Here is a 14,764-nt window from a genome sequence, read left to right on the forward strand (position 1 = left end):
AATCTCTGCGCGTTTCGTATCCCGCCGCGCGGCGCCCGTCGATACAGCGCGGCCGTTTTACCCCCGGAGTCGCCTTGAGTACGCCAGCCACCGACGACTGGGTCGCGCGCAGCCTGCGCGCGGTCTGGCACCCCTGCACCCAGATGAAGCATCACGAGCGCCTGCCGCTCGTCCCCGTCGCGCGCGGCGCGGGCGTGTGGCTGGTCGACCGTGACGGCCGCCGCTACTTCGACGCGATCAGCTCGTGGTGGGTCAACCTGTTCGGCCATGCGAACCCGGACATCAACGCGGCGCTGAAGGACCAGCTCGACACGCTCGAGCACGCGATGCTCGCCGGCTGCACGCACGAACCGGCGATCGAGCTCGCCGAACGGCTGCACGCGCTGACCGCCCGCACGCTCGGCCATGCGTTCTTCGCGTCGGACGGCGCGTCGGCCGTCGAGATCGCGCTGAAGATGAGCTTCCACGCGTGGCGCAACCGCGGCCGCGCGAACAAGCAGGAATTCGTCTGCGTCGCGAACAGCTATCACGGCGAGACGATCGGCGCGCTCGGCGTGACCGACGTCGCGCTGTTCAAGGATGCGTACGACCCACTGATCCGCCACGCTCACGTGGTCGCGTCGCCCGATGCGCGCGGCGCGCTGCCGGGCGAGACGGCCGCCGACGTCGCGGGCCGCGCGCTCGTGGACGTGCGGCGCCTGTTCGTCGAACGCGGCGACCGGATCGCCGCGCTGATCGTCGAGCCGCTCGTGCAATGCGCGGCCGGCATGGCCATGCACGATCCGTCGTACGTGCGCGGGCTGCGCGCACTGTGCGACGAATTCGGCGTGCACCTGATCGCCGACGAGATCGCGGTGGGCTGCGGCCGCACGGGCACCTTCTTCGCGTGCGAACAGGCGGGCGTCTGGCCCGATTTCATGTGCCTGTCGAAAGGGATCAGCGGCGGCTACCTGCCGCTGTCGCTGGTGCTCACGCGCGACGACGTGTTCGCGGCGTTCTACGACGACGACACGACGCGCGGCTTCCTGCACTCGCATTCGTACACGGGCAACCCGCTCGCGTGCCGCGCGGCGCTCGCGACGCTCGACCTGTTCGCGCGCGACGACGTGCTCGCGAGCAACGCCCGCAAATCGGCGACGCTGCGCGCGGCGCTCGCACCGCTGGGCGCCCATCCGCACGTACGCCACCTACGCGAGCGCGGCACGCTGTTCGCGTTCGACGCCGCGCTCGACGGCGACGCGGCGCGTGGCTTCTCGCGGCGCTTCTTCGAGCGCGCGCTCGAACGTGAACTGCTGCTGCGCCCGATCGGCACGACCGTGTACCTGATGCCGCCGTACGTGATGAGCGACGACGACATCGCGTGGCTCGCGCGGCGCACGCGCGACACGCTCGACGCCACGCTGGAGGATCTCGGCCGATGAGCCTGCTCGACACCCTGCAACGCGGCCTCGCCGACCTCGACGCACAAGGGCTGCGCCGCGTGCGCCGCATCGCCGACACCGCGTGCGACGCGCGCATGACCGTGAACGGCCGCGAGATCGTCGGCTTCGCGAGCAACGACTACCTCGGCCTCGCCGCGCATCCGGCGCTCGTCGCCGCGTTCGCGGAAGGCGCGCAGCGCTACGGCTCCGGCAGCGGCGGCTCGCACCTGCTCGGCGGCCATTCGCGCGCGCACGCCCGGCTCGAGGACGAACTCGCGGGCTTCGCGGGCGGCTTCTCCGATGCGCCGCGCGCGCTGTATTTCAGCACCGGCTACATGGCGAACCTCGCGGCGATGACCGCGCTCGCCGGCAAGGGCGCGACGATCTTCTCCGACGCGCTGAACCATGCGTCGCTGATCGACGGCATGCGGCTGTCGCGCGCGAACGTGCAGGTCTATCCGCACGCCGATACCGCCGCGCTCGCCGCGCTGCTCGACGCATCGGATGCGGAAACGAAGCTGATCGTCAGCGACACCGTGTTCAGCATGGACGGCGACATTGCGCCGCTCGCCGAACTCGTCGCGCTGGCGGAACGCCACGGCGCGTGGCTCGTCGTCGACGACGCGCACGGCTTCGGCGTGCTCGGCCCGCAGGGTCGCGGCGCGCTCGCGGCCGCCGCGCTGCGTTCGCCGCATCTCGTGTACGTCGGCACGCTCGGCAAGGCGGCCGGCGTCGCCGGCGCGTTCGTGATCGCGCACGAAACCGTGATCGAATGGCTGATCCAGCGCGCGCGCAGCTACATCTTCACGACGGCCGCGCCGCCGGCCGTCGCGCACGCGGTATCGGCGAGCCTGAAGGTGATCGCGGGCGACGAAGGCGACGCGCGCCGCGCGCACCTCGCCGCGCTGATCGAACGCACGCGCGCGCTGCTGCGCAACACGCGCTGGCAGCCGGTCGATTCGCACACGGCCGTGCAGCCGCTCGTGATCGGCAGCAACGACGCGACGCTCGCCGCGATGCGCGCGCTCGACGCGCACGGCCTGTGGGTGCCCGCGATCCGGCCGCCGACGGTGCCGGCCGGCACGTCGCGGCTGCGCGTGTCGCTGTCGGCCGCGCATTCGTTCGACGATCTCGCCAGGCTCGAAGCCGCGTTGATCCAGGCCAGCGAGGAGGCCCCAGCATGACCGCCCCGCTCTCCGTCTTCGTGACCGGCACCGACACCGAAATCGGCAAGACCTTCGTGTCGGCCGCGATGCTGCACGGCTTCGCGCGGCACGGGCTGCGCGCGGCCGCGCTGAAGCCGGTCGCGGCCGGCGCGTACGAACGCGACGGCGTGTGGCGCAACGAGGACGCCGACCAGCTCGACGCCGCCGCGAACGTCGTGCTGCCGCCCGAGCTGCGCACGCCGTTCCTGCTGAAAGCGCCGGCCGCGCCGCATATCGTCGCCGCGCGCGAAGGCGTGACGCTCGACCTCGACACGATCGTCGCGTGCCATCGCGAAGCGCTGACGCGCGCGGACGTGGTCGTCGTCGAAGGCGTCGGCGGCTTTCGCGTGCCGCTGAACGACACGCAGGACACCGCCGATCTCGCGGTCGCGCTCGGCCTGCCCGTCGTGCTCGTCGTCGGCGTCCGGCTCGGCTGCATCAGCCACGCGCTGCTGACGGCCGATGCGATTCGCCAGCGCGGCCTCACGCTCGCGGGCTGGGTCGCGAACCACGTCGACCCGGCGATGTCGTTCGCCGACGAGAACGTCGCGACGATTGGCGACTGGCTCGCGCGCGAGCACCGCGCGCCGCTGATCGGCCGCATCGCGCACCTGACGCCGGCCGCCCCCGAATCCGCCGCGGCGATGCTCGACATCGCCGCGCTCGTCGAGTCGCTGCGCGCCGCGCGGCCTTGACCCAACCGATCCCCCAATCCCGCCCAGGACAGGAAAAAGAAATGACCCAAGCCCAGACCGCCGCCGTGCAACCCGACGCGATCCCCGTGGCCGCTCCGGCGCCGCAGCGCTGGCGCGTCGCCGACGTCGTCGCGCTGTTCGAGCTGCCGTTCAACGACCTGATGTTCCGCGCGCAGCAGGTGCATCGCGAGCACTTCGACGCGAACGCGGTGCAACTCTCGACGCTGCTGTCGATCAAGACGGGCGGCTGCGAGGAAGATTGCGGCTACTGCTCGCAGTCGTCGCATCACGACACGGGCCTGAAGGCCGAGAAGCTGATGGACGTCGACGCGGTGCTCGACGCCGCGCGCGCGGCGAAGGCGAACGGCGCGAGCCGCTTCTGCATGGGCGCCGCGTGGCGCAATCCGAAGGAGCGCCACATGCCGGCGCTGACCGAGATGGTGCGCGGCGTGAAGGAGCTCGGCCTCGAGACCTGCATGACGCTCGGCATGCTGGAAGACGAGCAGGCCCGGCAGCTCGCCGACGCGGGCCTCGACTACTACAACCACAACCTCGACACGTCGCCGGAGTTCTACGGCCAGGTGATCTCGACGCGCACGTACCAGGACCGCCTCGACACGCTCGACCGCGTGCGCGACGCGGGCATCAACGTGTGCTGCGGCGGCATCATCGGGATGGGCGAGTCGCGCCGCGAACGCGCGGGGCTGATCTCGCAGCTCGCGAATCTGAACCCGTATCCGGAATCGGTGCCGATCAACAACCTCGTCGCGATCGAAGGCACGCCGCTCGAAGGCACCGCGCCGCTCGACCCGTTCGAGTTCGTGCGCACGATCGCGGTCGCGCGCATCACGATGCCGAAGGCCGTCGTGCGCCTGTCGGCCGGCCGCGAGCAGCTCGACGACGCGATGCAGGCGATGTGCTTCCTCGCCGGCGCGAACTCGATGTTCTACGGCGACCAGTTGCTGACGACCAGCAATCCGCAGACGCAGCGCGACCGCGCGCTGTTCGAGCGCCTCGGCATCCGCGCGAGCCAGGCCGACGCGCTGGCGGAACACGCGTAAGCGGTAGCGGCCGGCGCGCCGCGCCCGCCAAGGAGAAAGCCGGGGCATGCCCCGGCTTTTTTCATCCGATCGTCTGCACCGGGTCGCCCCGCGTGTCTCGAATCGAGAGTCTTCTCGCCGCGCCAACGCGCAGCTTCGGCAGGCGCATCACACGTGCGACGCCGCGCCGTCGAGCGCCGCGCGCACGCGCTCGACGCGCTGCCCGTCGACGGGTGCCAGCACCTCGCCGCGCGGCCGCACGCCCGAGCCGAAATGCACCGCGCGCACGCCGGTGGCGCGAACGAAATCGCCGACCGCATCGATCGTGAGCCCCGAACCGGCCAGCACCGTGCAGGTCGTGCCTGCCGCCTGCCGCACGAGCCGCGTGATCGTCGCGGCCGCGTCGAGCACCGACGGATGGCCGCCCGACGTCAGCACGGACGTGACGGCCGGCACGCGCAGCAGCGCATCGAACGCGGCGTTCAGGTCGCGCGCGACGTCGAACGCACGGTGGAACGTGAGCGCGCGCCCGTCCGCGGCGGCCGCGACGCGGGCCAGCGCGCCGAGATCGATGTCGCCGCGCGCGTCGAGCGCGCCGAACACGACGCCGTTCGCGCCGGCCGCGACGGCCGCACGCACGTCGCGCTCGATCGCGCGCATGTCGTCGGCGTCATAGACGAACGAGCGGCTGTGCGGACGCACGATCACGTTGACGGGAATCGGCACGGCGGCCACGACGGCCTCGATCAGGCCGACGCTCGGCGTCAGCCCGCCTTCGGTGATCGCGGTCACGAGTTCGAGGCGGTCGGCGCCCGCGCGGGCGGCGGTCCTTGCATCGCCGACGGTCGTGGCGATCACTTCGAGGAGGACGGAAGAAGCGGCGGGTCGGTTCATGGCGGCTCGCGAATCGTCAGGACAATTCGCGCATCCTAGCCGAGCCGCGTGACGGACGCCAGCGTGCCGGCGGCCGCGTACTTCCGCCGCGTATTTCAGCCGCGCCGCACGCGCCACACGCCGACGCGCGCGGACACCACCGTCACCGCCGTGGCGGGCACGAACCGGAACGGCGCGGCCGCTCGCCGCGTGCGAGCCGCACCTCGCTACGCGACTTGCGCATCCTCGTCGATCCAGTCGATGTCGCCGCACAGCACGCGCTGCGCGTCGCCGACGCGCACGGCCACCGACAGCGTCACGCACGGCTGCGCCTCGTTGATCGACAGGTACGGCCGCGTGACCTGCACGCGCCCCGGTTCGGCGATCGCCGAGCGGAAATACGGCCGGCGCAGCCAGTTCGCGCCCTGCGCGTCGGCCAGCGGCGAAAAGCGCGCCTCGGCCAGCGCGCGATCGGCGCGCAGCACGACGTTGCGGCCCGACTGCCGGCCGTGCGCATCGAGCAGGAAGCAGCGCGCGGCCGCGTCAAGCGCGAGGAAGTTCCAGCACACCTCGTCGAGCGGCTCGCCGGCTTCGAGGCGCTCGGCGGCCCGTTCGAACGCGCGCAGGTACGGTGCGAGCCGCTGCGCGTCGCGCCGCTCGCGCGCTTCGGTCTGCTGACGATAGCGCTCGGTCAGCTCGCCGATGCAGCCGGTCGCGGTCGCGCTGTCGGGCAGCCCCGGTGCCGGGCGGCCGAAGTAGTAGCCCTGCACGAAATCGGCCTCGCACGACAGCGCGATCTGCGCTTCGTGCTCGGTCTCGATCCCTTCGACGAGCACCAGCTTGCCGGCCTCGTGCAACAGCGTCACGAGCCCGTGCAGGATCGCGGTGAGCCCTGTACGGTGCGCCGCGTGCGACAGCATGATCCGGTCGAGCTTCACGATGTCCGGGTTCAATTGCCAGATCCGCTCGAGATTCGAGTGGCCCGCGCCGAAATCGTCGAGCGCGATCAGGAAGCCGTGCGTGCGGAACTCGCGCACGGCCTCCGCGAGCCGCTCGACGTCGTCCGCGCGCTGTTCGAGCACTTCGAGCACGATGCGCCGCGGTGGCATGCCGAGCCGCTTCAGGTTCGCGAGCAGCGCGGCCGCCTGGAACGGATCGGTGAGCACGCCCGGGTGGACGTTGAGAAACAGCCACTCGCGCTCGGCGCCGAGCAGCGCGAAGTTCTCCAGATGCAGCGCCTGCGCGAGCCGGTCGAGTTGCAGCAGTTCGCCCTGGCGCGCGGCTTCGCCGAACACGTCGAGCGGCGACACGGCGCGGTCGAGCGCATCGTGCGCGCGCAGCAGCGCCTCGTAGCCGACCGCGCGCTGGTGCGACAGGCTGAATATCGGCTGGAACACGGTCGTGAGCGTCAGGTCGCGGTGCTGCGTCGCGAGCCGTTCGAAGCCGGAGCTCATCTCCCGCTCGAACCGGTACGGCGACGCGGCGGCCGGACGCTCCTGTTGCACGATCGTCATGCCTTCCTCCTGGTGGTGCAGTCGAACGCGACGTCCGGCGTCATGGACGACGACCGGGACGGCGCGCGCAATGTCATGGTTGGACCCTCGGTTGCCCGACACGTGCCGGGCGGCTGCCCACCTTCAAGCAAGCTCCGTGCAAGGCGTGCGGAACCCATGCGCCGCATGGCCGCGCCGCGCCGCCGCACCATCGTGGCGCGCCATTCGCGCACCGTTTCCGTGCGCACGCACCGGCCGCTCGAACGCATTGGTTACGTCGGCACGCTACACTCCGTACGATCGTTTCATTCCCCGCATCCGCCGTCTCGATGGAAATCGTCTTCACCGTCCTCATTCTGCTGCTGACCGTCGCGCTATCCGGCGCCGTCACGCGCATCCTCCCGTTGCAACTGCCGCTGCCGCTGATGCAGATCGCGTTCGGCGCGATGCTCGCGTGGCCGAAGCTGAACCTGCACGTCACGTTCGACCCCGAGATCTTCATGCTGCTGTTCATCCCGCCGCTGCTGTTCGCGGACGGCTGGCGGATTCCGAAGCGCGAGCTTTACCTGCAGCGCCGCGCGATCCTGATGCTCGCGTTCGGGCTCGTGTTCATGACGGTACTCGCGGTCGGCTACTTCGCACACTGGCTGATTCCCGAGTTGCCGCTGCCGATCGCGTTCGCGCTCGCGGCCGTGCTGTCGCCGACCGACGCGGTCGCGCTGTCGGGCATCGCCGGCAAGGGTCGCATTCCACCGCAACTGATGCACATTCTCGAAGGCGAGGCGCTGATGAACGACGCGTCGGGCCTCGTCGCACTGAAGTTCGCGATCGCGGCCGCGCTGACGGGCGTGTTCTCGCTGCGCGCCGCGTCGGTTACGTTCGTGATCGTCGCGGCCGGCGGGCTCGCGACGGGGGCGATCGTCGCGTGGTTGTTCAGCGCGCTGTCGACGCGCTTCCTGAACGCCGAGCAGGAAGGCGACCCGGCGCCCGGCATCGTGATGACGCTGCTGGTGCCGTTCGCGGCCTACCTGTTCGCCGAGCATCTCGACCTGTCGGGCGTGCTCGCGGCCGTGTCGGCCGGGATGATGATGAACTACACGAGCTTCTCCCGCAAAAGCACCGTCGCGTCGCGCGTGCGTGCCGAAAGCACGTGGGCGATGATCGAGTTCGTGTTCAACGGCATGGTGTTCATCATGCTCGGGCTGCAGTTGCCGCACATCATCGGCCGCGCGCTCGTTGACGCGCACCACACGAGCGACGTGCTGGTCGGCCGCATGATCTTCAACGTGGGCGCGATGATGCTCGCGCTGTACGCGATCCGCTTCCTGTGGGTGTGGCTGCTGCGCTGGTTCGCAAGCCGCCGCGCCGCGCGTCGCGGCCTCGCCGGCACGATGGCCGGCGTGCGCACGATCGCGGTGATGACGGTGGGCGGCGTGCGCGGCGCGGTCACGCTCGCCGGCGTGCTGTCGATCCCGGTCGCGCTGTCCGACGGCGCACCGCTGCCGGGCCGCGACACCGCGATCTTCATCGCGTCGTCCGTGATCCTCGGCTCGCTGATCGTCGCGGTGATCGGCCTGCCGCTGCTGCTGCGCGGCGTGCGCTCGTCGCGCAACCCGCTCGGCGACGAGGAGCGCATCGCTCGCTCGGCCGCCGCGCAGGCCGCGATCCGCGCGATCGATTCGTCGCACGATGCCATTTCGGCCGAGCTCGACGAATCGGGCGCGGCCCGCTGCGCCGACATCTCCGCACGCGTGATGGACCAATATCGCCGCCGGCTCGCCGCGCTCGCCGACGACGGCCCCACGCCGCGCGCGGAAGCGAAGCAGGCCGAAACGATGGAATTGCAGATGCGGATCGCGGCCGTGCGCGCGGAACGCTCGGCGCTGTACCGGCTGCGCAGCGACAGCAAGATTTCCGACGAAACGCTGACGAAGCTGCTTCGCGAGATCGATCTGTCGGAAACCGCGCTGTCGACGCGCAAGAAAGGCATTCTTTGAAGGATCGACCGCGGCCCGCGCGCAGCCGCCGACGGGCATAAAAAAACGGCGACGCACCCGCGTCGCCGTTTTCACGTCCGCTCACGCTCGCGTTACTTCGCGACGACGACCGGAATCCCCTTCAGCATCCCCGCGCCCTTCATCTCGTCGAGCGCATGCTGCACGGCCGCGCTCGTCGCCGCGTCGATGCCGAGCTGCAACGCGAGCTCGCGTTCAGCGCGCTTCACGCCGGCCAGATTGCGCACCTTCACGTGACCGAAGCCGCGCACGCGGGCGTGCAGGTCGGCCAGTTGCACGACCTGCGCGGCATTGCCGGCCGTCATCGCGGCGAACGCACGCGTGAGCGTGGTCTCGTAGTCGTCGGCCAGCGCGCGCTCCATCTTCCGCTCGACCGTGCGGCCGAACGGATCGAGCCACGTGCCGCGCAGGCCGCGCACGCGCGCCAGCATGCCGAGCACCGGCCACATCCACTGGCCGAACACGCGCTTCTTCGGCGTGCTGCCGTCGCTGCCGGCCTTCGCGACCGCGGGCGGCGCCAGGTTGAACTTCACGCGGTACGTCTGGCCCGGCACGCCTTCGAACTGCGCTTCGAGCGCCGTGCGGAACGCGTCGTCCGCGTACAGCCGCGCGACTTCGTATTCGTCCTTCACCGCGAGCAGCCGATAGAACGTCGTCGCGACCGCGCGCGTCAGCGTGTCGTCGCCCTTCGCCTGCGCCGCGGTCACCAGCGCGCGGTAGCGCTCGACGTAGCGCGCGCCGCCGTAAGCGTCGAGACGCGCTTCGCGATCGGCGATCAGCTCGGCGAGCGTCTCCGGCGCGGCGTGCGCGGCCACCGCATGACGCGCGTTCCACAACGCGTCGAGACCGGCCGCATCGCCGGCCGCCATCCGGCCGATCGAGAACGCGAGCTTGTTCATCGGCACCGCGACGTTGTTCAGCTCGATCGCGCGCATCATCGCGGCGAGCGACACCGGCACGAGGCCGAGCTGCCACGCGTAGCCGAGCATCAGGATGTTCGCGCCGATCGAGTCGCCGAGGAACTTCGCGGCGAGCGCCTGCGCGTCGCAGCTCGACAGGTAGCCGTCGCCGGCCGCGTGATGCATCTTCTCGAGCAGCGCGTCCGCATGCAGGTTCGCGTCGGGGTTCTGCACGAACGATGCATTCGGGATCCGGTGCGTGTTGACGACGATCCGCGTGCGCGCGTGGCGCACCGTCTGCAGCGCCTCCGCGCTCGCCCCGACGACCATGTCGCACGCGAGCAGCACGTCGGCCTGCTGCGTGTCGATGCGCACCTGGTTCAGCCAGCGGTCGCTCGACGCGATCCGCACGAACGACAGCACCGAGCCGCCCTTCTGCGCGAAGCCCATGAAGTCGAGCACCGATGCGCTCTTGCCTTCGAGGTGCGCGGCCATGCTGATCAGCGCGCCGACCGTCACGACGCCGGTGCCGCCGACGCCCGTCACGAGCATGTCGAACGGCGCCGCGTCGAGGTGCGTCGCCGGCACCGGCAGCGCGTCGACGCGCGCGGCAAGCGCCGCTTCGTCGAACGCGGCGCCGGCCGCCTTCTTCAGCGCCGCGCCTTCGACCGTCACGAAACTCGGGCAGAAGCCGTTCACGCACGAATAGTCCTTGTTGCACGACGACTGGTCGATGCGGCGCTTGCGGCCGAGCGGCGTCTCGAGCGGCTCGACCGACAGGCAGTTCGACTGCACGCCGCAGTCGCCGCAGCCTTCGCACACCGCGTCGTTGATGAACAGGCGCTTGTCCGGGTCGGGGAATTCGCCTTTCTTGCGGCGGCGGCGCTTCTCGGCCGCGCAGGTCTGGTCGTAGATCAGCACGGTGACGCCCGGCGTCTCGCGCAATTCGCGCTGCACCGTATCGAGTTCGCTGCGGTGATGGAACGTCGTGCCGGTCGGGAATTGCCCGTGATGACCGTCGTACTTCTCCGGCTCGTCGGACACGACGACGAAGCGCGACACGCCTTCGGCCTCGACCTGCCGCGCGATCTGCGGCACCGAGATGCTGCCGTCGACCGGCTGGCCGCCCGTCATCGCGACCGCGTCGTTGTAGAGGATCTTGTACGTGATGTTCGCCTTCGCGGCGACGGCCTGGCGGATCGCGAGGATGCCCGAGTGGAAGTAGGTGCCGTCGCCGAGGTTCTGGAACACGTGCTTCGTGTGGGTGAACATCGCGTGCGCGGCCCAATCGACGCCCTCGCCGCCCATCTGGATCAGGCCGGTGGTATCGCGCTCCATCCACGACGCCATGAAGTGGCAGCCGATGCCGGCCTGCGCGATCGAGCCTTCGGGCACCTTCGTCGACGTGTTGTGCGGGCAGCCCGAGCAGAAGTACGGCGTGCGCTTCACCGCGTCGGCCTCGTTCGACAGGATCCGCGGCGCAACGAGATCGACGACGCGCTCGCGCCGGTCGAGCGCCGGCTTGTGCTGCGCGAGCCAGTCGGCGAACACCGGCAGGATGCGCGACGGACGCAGTTCGCCGAGCTCGGACAGCAGGCACGCGCCGGCGGCGTCGTGCTTGCCGAGCACGCGCGGGCGCGCGCCTTCGGTGCGGTTGTACAGGTGGTCCTTGATCTGCTGTTCGATGACCGGGCCCTTCTCCTCGATCACGAGCACTTCGGCGAGCCCGTCGACGAAGGTCTCGATGCGCGTCATTTCGAGCGGATACGACAGGCCGACCTTGTAGATCCGCACGCCGGCCGCGTCGAGATCGGCCACCGTCAGGTCGAGCCGGCGCAGCGCTTCCATCAGGTCGAGGTGCGCCTTGCCGCAGGTGACGATGCCGACGTTCGCGTGCGTGCTCGGCGCGATCCACTTGTCGATGCTGTTGGCGCGCGCGAAATGGCGGACCGCGTCGAGCTTCGCCGCGAGACGCGCCTCGATCGTCAGGCTCGGCAGGTCGGGCCAGCGGTTGTGCAGGCCGCCCGCCGGCGGCGTGAAGCCTTCCGGCGCCGGCCAGCGCGTCTGCAACGCATCGAGGTCGACGGTGGAGCCCGATTCGACCGTTTCCGAAATCGCCTTGAAGCCGACCCACGCACCCGAATAGCGCGACAGCGCCCAGCCATACAGGCCGAATTCGAGCATGTCGGCGATGTTCGACGGGTTCACGACCGGCATGTGCCACGCCATCATCGCGAAATCGCTCTGGTGCGGCATCGACGACGACACGCAGCCATGGTCGTCGCCCGCGACGACCAGCACGCCGCCATGCGGCGACGAACCGTATGCGTTGCCGTGCTTGAGCGCGTCGCCCGCGCGATCGACGCCCGGCCCCTTGCCGTACCACATCGCATACACGCCGTCGACCGTGCGCTCGGGGTCGGCCTCGACCCGCTGCGTGCCGAGCACGGCCGTGCCGCCGAGTTCCTCGTTGATCGCCGGCAGGAAGCGCACGCCGCTGGCGTCGAGCAGTTTCTTCGCCTTCCACAATTGCTGGTCGACCATGCCGAGCGGCGAGCCGCGATAGCCGCTGACGAAGCCGGCCGTGTCGAGGCCCTGCTCGGTGTCGACCGTGCGCTGCATCAACAGCAGGCGGATCAGCGCCTGCGTGCCGGTCAGGAAGATCCGGCCGCGCGTCGCGGTCAGGTTGTCGGTCAGGCGGTAGTCGGACAGGGCAGGCGTGCCGTCGACGGGCAGGCGGGCGGTCATGGGGGGAAGTCTCCGGATGGTGCTGTTCTGGGCCGTGCGCGGCGGGGCGCCGGGTGACGCATGAGTGCGGCAGCGAATGGCTCTATTTTTTCGCGCGCGGCCGAGAATGTTTTTCCTCATCTTGCTCGGACCGGCGCACGGCGAGAAAAACCGCGCAGGTTTTTGCCGGGATTTGAGAGAGTTTTCGCGCGGGGTGGCGGGTGGCGGTCCGGGGTTGGGCGGGATGGGGGAGCGCTTGCGTCGACATCGCGGGTGACGAGCGGGACGCCGGCCGCGGGCCCGGCGGCGCTCGCTCGGGGCCCGTGCGACAAGGGTTTGGGCCGGGAAACGACGGCGCGCTCACCGATGGAATGCACAGCGTTTGGAGTGAGTGAGGGCGCGGGATGTCCACAATGCCGGGACTGTCGGCCGAGCGGGTGATCGCGCTCACCGTTCGATCGCACAGGGTTTCGAGTCGCGTCGGGCGCCGGATGTCCACACCTCGATCTGTCCGCCGCTCATGCGGACGGCGACGCTCACCGTCGAAATCCACAGCGCGACGAGTCGATGCCGGCAGGAGATATCCACACCGCCGGATGCCTGCGTCGCCGCCGCGACGTTGGCGCTCAGCTCCCTGATGCACAGGCGCGCGAGTCGGCTCGGCGGCAGGATATCCACATGTCCGTCCCTTCGTGCGTGCCTCGTGTGCCGTGGGGTAGTCGAACGAGAGGTCGGTACGGGTGTGGATATCACCCACCCGCAGACACTCAAAGCCCTGTGAATTTCGACGGTGAGTGATGGCACGCGCTCGAACGACGGTGCCGATTCGGGGGTGGGCAGCCCGATCCGCGACGACTCCAAACGCTGTGAATTCCAATGGTGAGCATCGACAGCGCACGAACAACGGCGCCGATTCAGGCGTGGACCGCCCGCGCCACGACGACTCCAAACACTGTGAATTTCAATGGTGAGCGACGGCGCGCGTTCGAACAAGGGGGCCAATTCGGGCGTGGATTGCCCGATCCGCGACGACTCCAAACACTGTGAATTTCAACGGTGAGCGACGGCGCGCGTTCGAACAAGGGGGCCAATCCGGGCGTGGATTGCCCGATCCGCGACGACTCCAAACACTGTGAATTTCAACGGTGAGCGACGGCACGCGTTCGAACATGGGTACCCATTCGGGTGTGGACAGCTCGCCCCGAGACAACCCTGAACACTGTGAATTTCGGTGGTGAGTGACGGCAAACGATTAGACGAGTGCGCCGGCTCGGGTGCGAATCGCTCGACCCTGCGACGACACCGAACACTGTGAGTTCCAGCGGTGAGCGAGGCACGACGATCGAACCACAGCGCCGATCCGAGTGTGGACAACCGCGCCCGAGGCCAGTCGAGACGCTGTGAAATTCAACGGTGAGCATGGACCTCCGGTCGCACGAAGGCGGCGCCTCGGCGCGAACAGCCGCGCCCCCCCCGCCCACGCTGCGCTCCGTGGACCGGGATCCGCACAGACGCGGCCGCGCCGCATGCGCGCGCCCCCTCACCGCTGAAATACACAGCAGGTCGACTGGCTTCGGCGACCGGCTATCCGCATCGGTGCACGAACTCGAACGGAACGCGCGATCGCATGTGCGGTTAGAATGCGCAACCGCTCGAAGCGGTGCCGAAGATCACGAACGGACACGCCATTCGGTCGCCCCTCCGACGCTCACCATTGAAATACACAGCGTTGCGAGTGAATTCGGCCACGAGATATCCACACCGCGATACGCATCCAGATCTATCGCCGACCCGCGCGTGCCGTTAGAATGCGCGGCGCCCCCGCATTCCCGCGCGACGCGCGCTCGACGCCCGGAAATCCGCACCAGGCAAGCCTCACCCGCAATCGGTCGCCGACACTCACCCTTCAAAAGCACAGCATTTTTCGTCGTTCAGGGCGCGGTTGTCCACACCCTGCATCGCGCTCACCGATGGAAAGCACAGCGTGGCGAGTGATTCGGGGCCGGGATATCCACAACCGACGCCGCGCAGGAATGTGCGGCCAGCGCATCGGCAACGTCGGCTCATGCGTCTGCCCTCGATCGGTGTCGAATGCCGGGAAGTCCTGCCAATGCTGGCTCCAGCCATACACTCACCGTTCGCATCCACAGCGTTCAGAGTGGTCGGCGGGCCGGTTGTCCACATTCACCTCCCCGCTGAAGAGGCCGTCAGCCATCGTCACTCGGTAATCGATCGAATGATCTGCGCCGGATTTCCACCGACCGGCGTATCCGGCGGAACCTCCCGCATCACGACCGAACCCGCGCCGACCACGGCGTTCTCGCCGACCGTCGCGCCGCCGCCGATCGTCGCACCGGTCCGTTCGCATGTCGTCCGGCCGGGCTGGCCGGCGTAAG

At 69.6% G+C, this 14,764-nt stretch carries 9 protein-coding genes and 1 pseudogene; 5 read left to right on the forward strand and 5 right to left on the reverse strand.

The window, feature by feature from the left end:
- Positions 1-74: 74 nt before the first annotated feature.
- The 4 genes from bioA to bioB are packed head-to-tail and all read left to right on the forward strand — an operon-like array spanning position 75 to position 4,382.
- Positions 75-1,421 (forward strand): adenosylmethionine--8-amino-7-oxononanoate transaminase, encoded by a 1,347-nt coding sequence (bioA, locus tag CFB35_RS15415; RefSeq protein WP_089465187.1) that lies wholly within the window; start codon positions 75-77, stop codon positions 1,419-1,421.
- On the forward strand, positions 1,418-2,605 hold the full coding sequence (gene bioF, locus CFB35_RS15420) for an 8-amino-7-oxononanoate synthase (protein WP_089465188.1): 1,188 nt from the start codon (positions 1,418-1,420) through the stop codon (positions 2,603-2,605). Before bioA ends, bioF begins: the two co-directional genes overlap by 4 nt.
- Positions 2,602-3,321, forward strand: a complete 720-nt coding sequence (bioD, locus tag CFB35_RS15425) for a dethiobiotin synthase (protein ID WP_059585402.1) — start codon at positions 2,602-2,604, stop codon at positions 3,319-3,321. The genes bioF and bioD overlap by 4 nt, the downstream gene beginning before the upstream one ends.
- A gap of 41 nt (positions 3,322-3,362) precedes the next feature.
- On the forward strand, positions 3,363-4,382 hold the full coding sequence (bioB, locus tag CFB35_RS15430; protein WP_059585403.1) for a biotin synthase BioB: 1,020 nt from the start codon (positions 3,363-3,365) through the stop codon (positions 4,380-4,382).
- A gap of 147 nt (positions 4,383-4,529) precedes the next feature.
- Here bioB and CFB35_RS15435 read toward each other — a convergent pair whose 3' ends face one another.
- Together CFB35_RS15435 and CFB35_RS15440 are read right to left on the reverse strand one after the other, a co-directional pair.
- The gene (locus tag CFB35_RS15435) at positions 4,530-5,255 is read right to left on the reverse strand and encodes a copper homeostasis protein CutC (protein ID WP_089465189.1); all 726 of its coding nucleotides are present in this window, start codon (positions 5,253-5,255) and stop codon (positions 4,530-4,532) included.
- Between the two features lie 206 nt (positions 5,256-5,461).
- Positions 5,462-6,748, reverse strand: coding sequence for an EAL domain-containing protein (locus CFB35_RS15440; protein ID WP_059585406.1), 1,287 nt, complete (start codon positions 6,746-6,748; stop codon positions 5,462-5,464).
- Positions 6,749-7,056: 308 nt separating this feature from the next.
- Here CFB35_RS15440 and CFB35_RS15445 point away from each other — a divergent pair, with 308 nt between their 5' ends.
- On the forward strand, positions 7,057-8,724 hold the full coding sequence (locus CFB35_RS15445) for a Na+/H+ antiporter (protein ID WP_060010340.1): 1,668 nt from the start codon (positions 7,057-7,059) through the stop codon (positions 8,722-8,724).
- A 92-nt stretch (positions 8,725-8,816) separates the two neighbouring features.
- Here the strand turns inward: CFB35_RS15445 and CFB35_RS15450 are convergent, their stop codons facing one another.
- The 3 genes and pseudogenes from CFB35_RS15450 to CFB35_RS15455 form a co-directional block, all read right to left on the reverse strand.
- Positions 8,817-12,389, reverse strand: a complete 3,573-nt coding sequence (locus CFB35_RS15450) for an indolepyruvate ferredoxin oxidoreductase family protein (RefSeq protein ID WP_060010343.1) — start codon at positions 12,387-12,389, stop codon at positions 8,817-8,819.
- Positions 12,390-12,815: 426 nt separating this feature from the next.
- Entirely contained in the window at positions 12,816-13,046 is a 231-nt protein-coding gene (locus tag CFB35_RS34355) for a hypothetical protein (protein ID WP_124659232.1), read from the reverse strand.
- A 1,539-nt stretch (positions 13,047-14,585) separates the two neighbouring features.
- A pseudogene (locus tag CFB35_RS15455) lies at positions 14,586-14,723 on the reverse strand (sugar O-acetyltransferase); the annotation flags it as partial.
- Between the last annotated feature and the right edge of the window lie 41 nt (positions 14,724-14,764).

The organism is Burkholderia sp. AU16482 (assembly GCF_002223285.1).
In the GTDB taxonomy this organism is placed as follows: Bacteria; Pseudomonadota; Gammaproteobacteria; order Burkholderiales; family Burkholderiaceae; genus Burkholderia; species Burkholderia semiarida.

Excerpts from the sequence above, each read along its gene's own strand:
- bioD (WP_059585402.1), top strand. The coding sequence starts at position 2,602 with ATGACCGCCCCGCTCTCCGTCTTCGTGACCGGCACCGACACCGAAATC.
- CFB35_RS15450 (WP_060010343.1), bottom strand. The coding sequence starts at position 12,389 with ATGACCGCCCGCCTGCCCGTCGACGGCACGCCTGCCCTGTCCGACTAC.
- bioB (WP_059585403.1), top strand. The coding sequence starts at position 3,363 with ATGACCCAAGCCCAGACCGCCGCCGTGCAACCCGACGCGATCCCCGTG.
- bioF (WP_089465188.1), top strand. The coding sequence starts at position 1,418 with ATGAGCCTGCTCGACACCCTGCAACGCGGCCTCGCCGACCTCGACGCA.
- CFB35_RS15445 (WP_060010340.1), top strand. The coding sequence starts at position 7,057 with ATGGAAATCGTCTTCACCGTCCTCATTCTGCTGCTGACCGTCGCGCTA.
- CFB35_RS15440 (WP_059585406.1), bottom strand. The coding sequence starts at position 6,748 with ATGACGATCGTGCAACAGGAGCGTCCGGCCGCCGCGTCGCCGTACCGG.
- CFB35_RS15435 (WP_089465189.1), bottom strand. The coding sequence starts at position 5,255 with ATGAACCGACCCGCCGCTTCTTCCGTCCTCCTCGAAGTGATCGCCACG.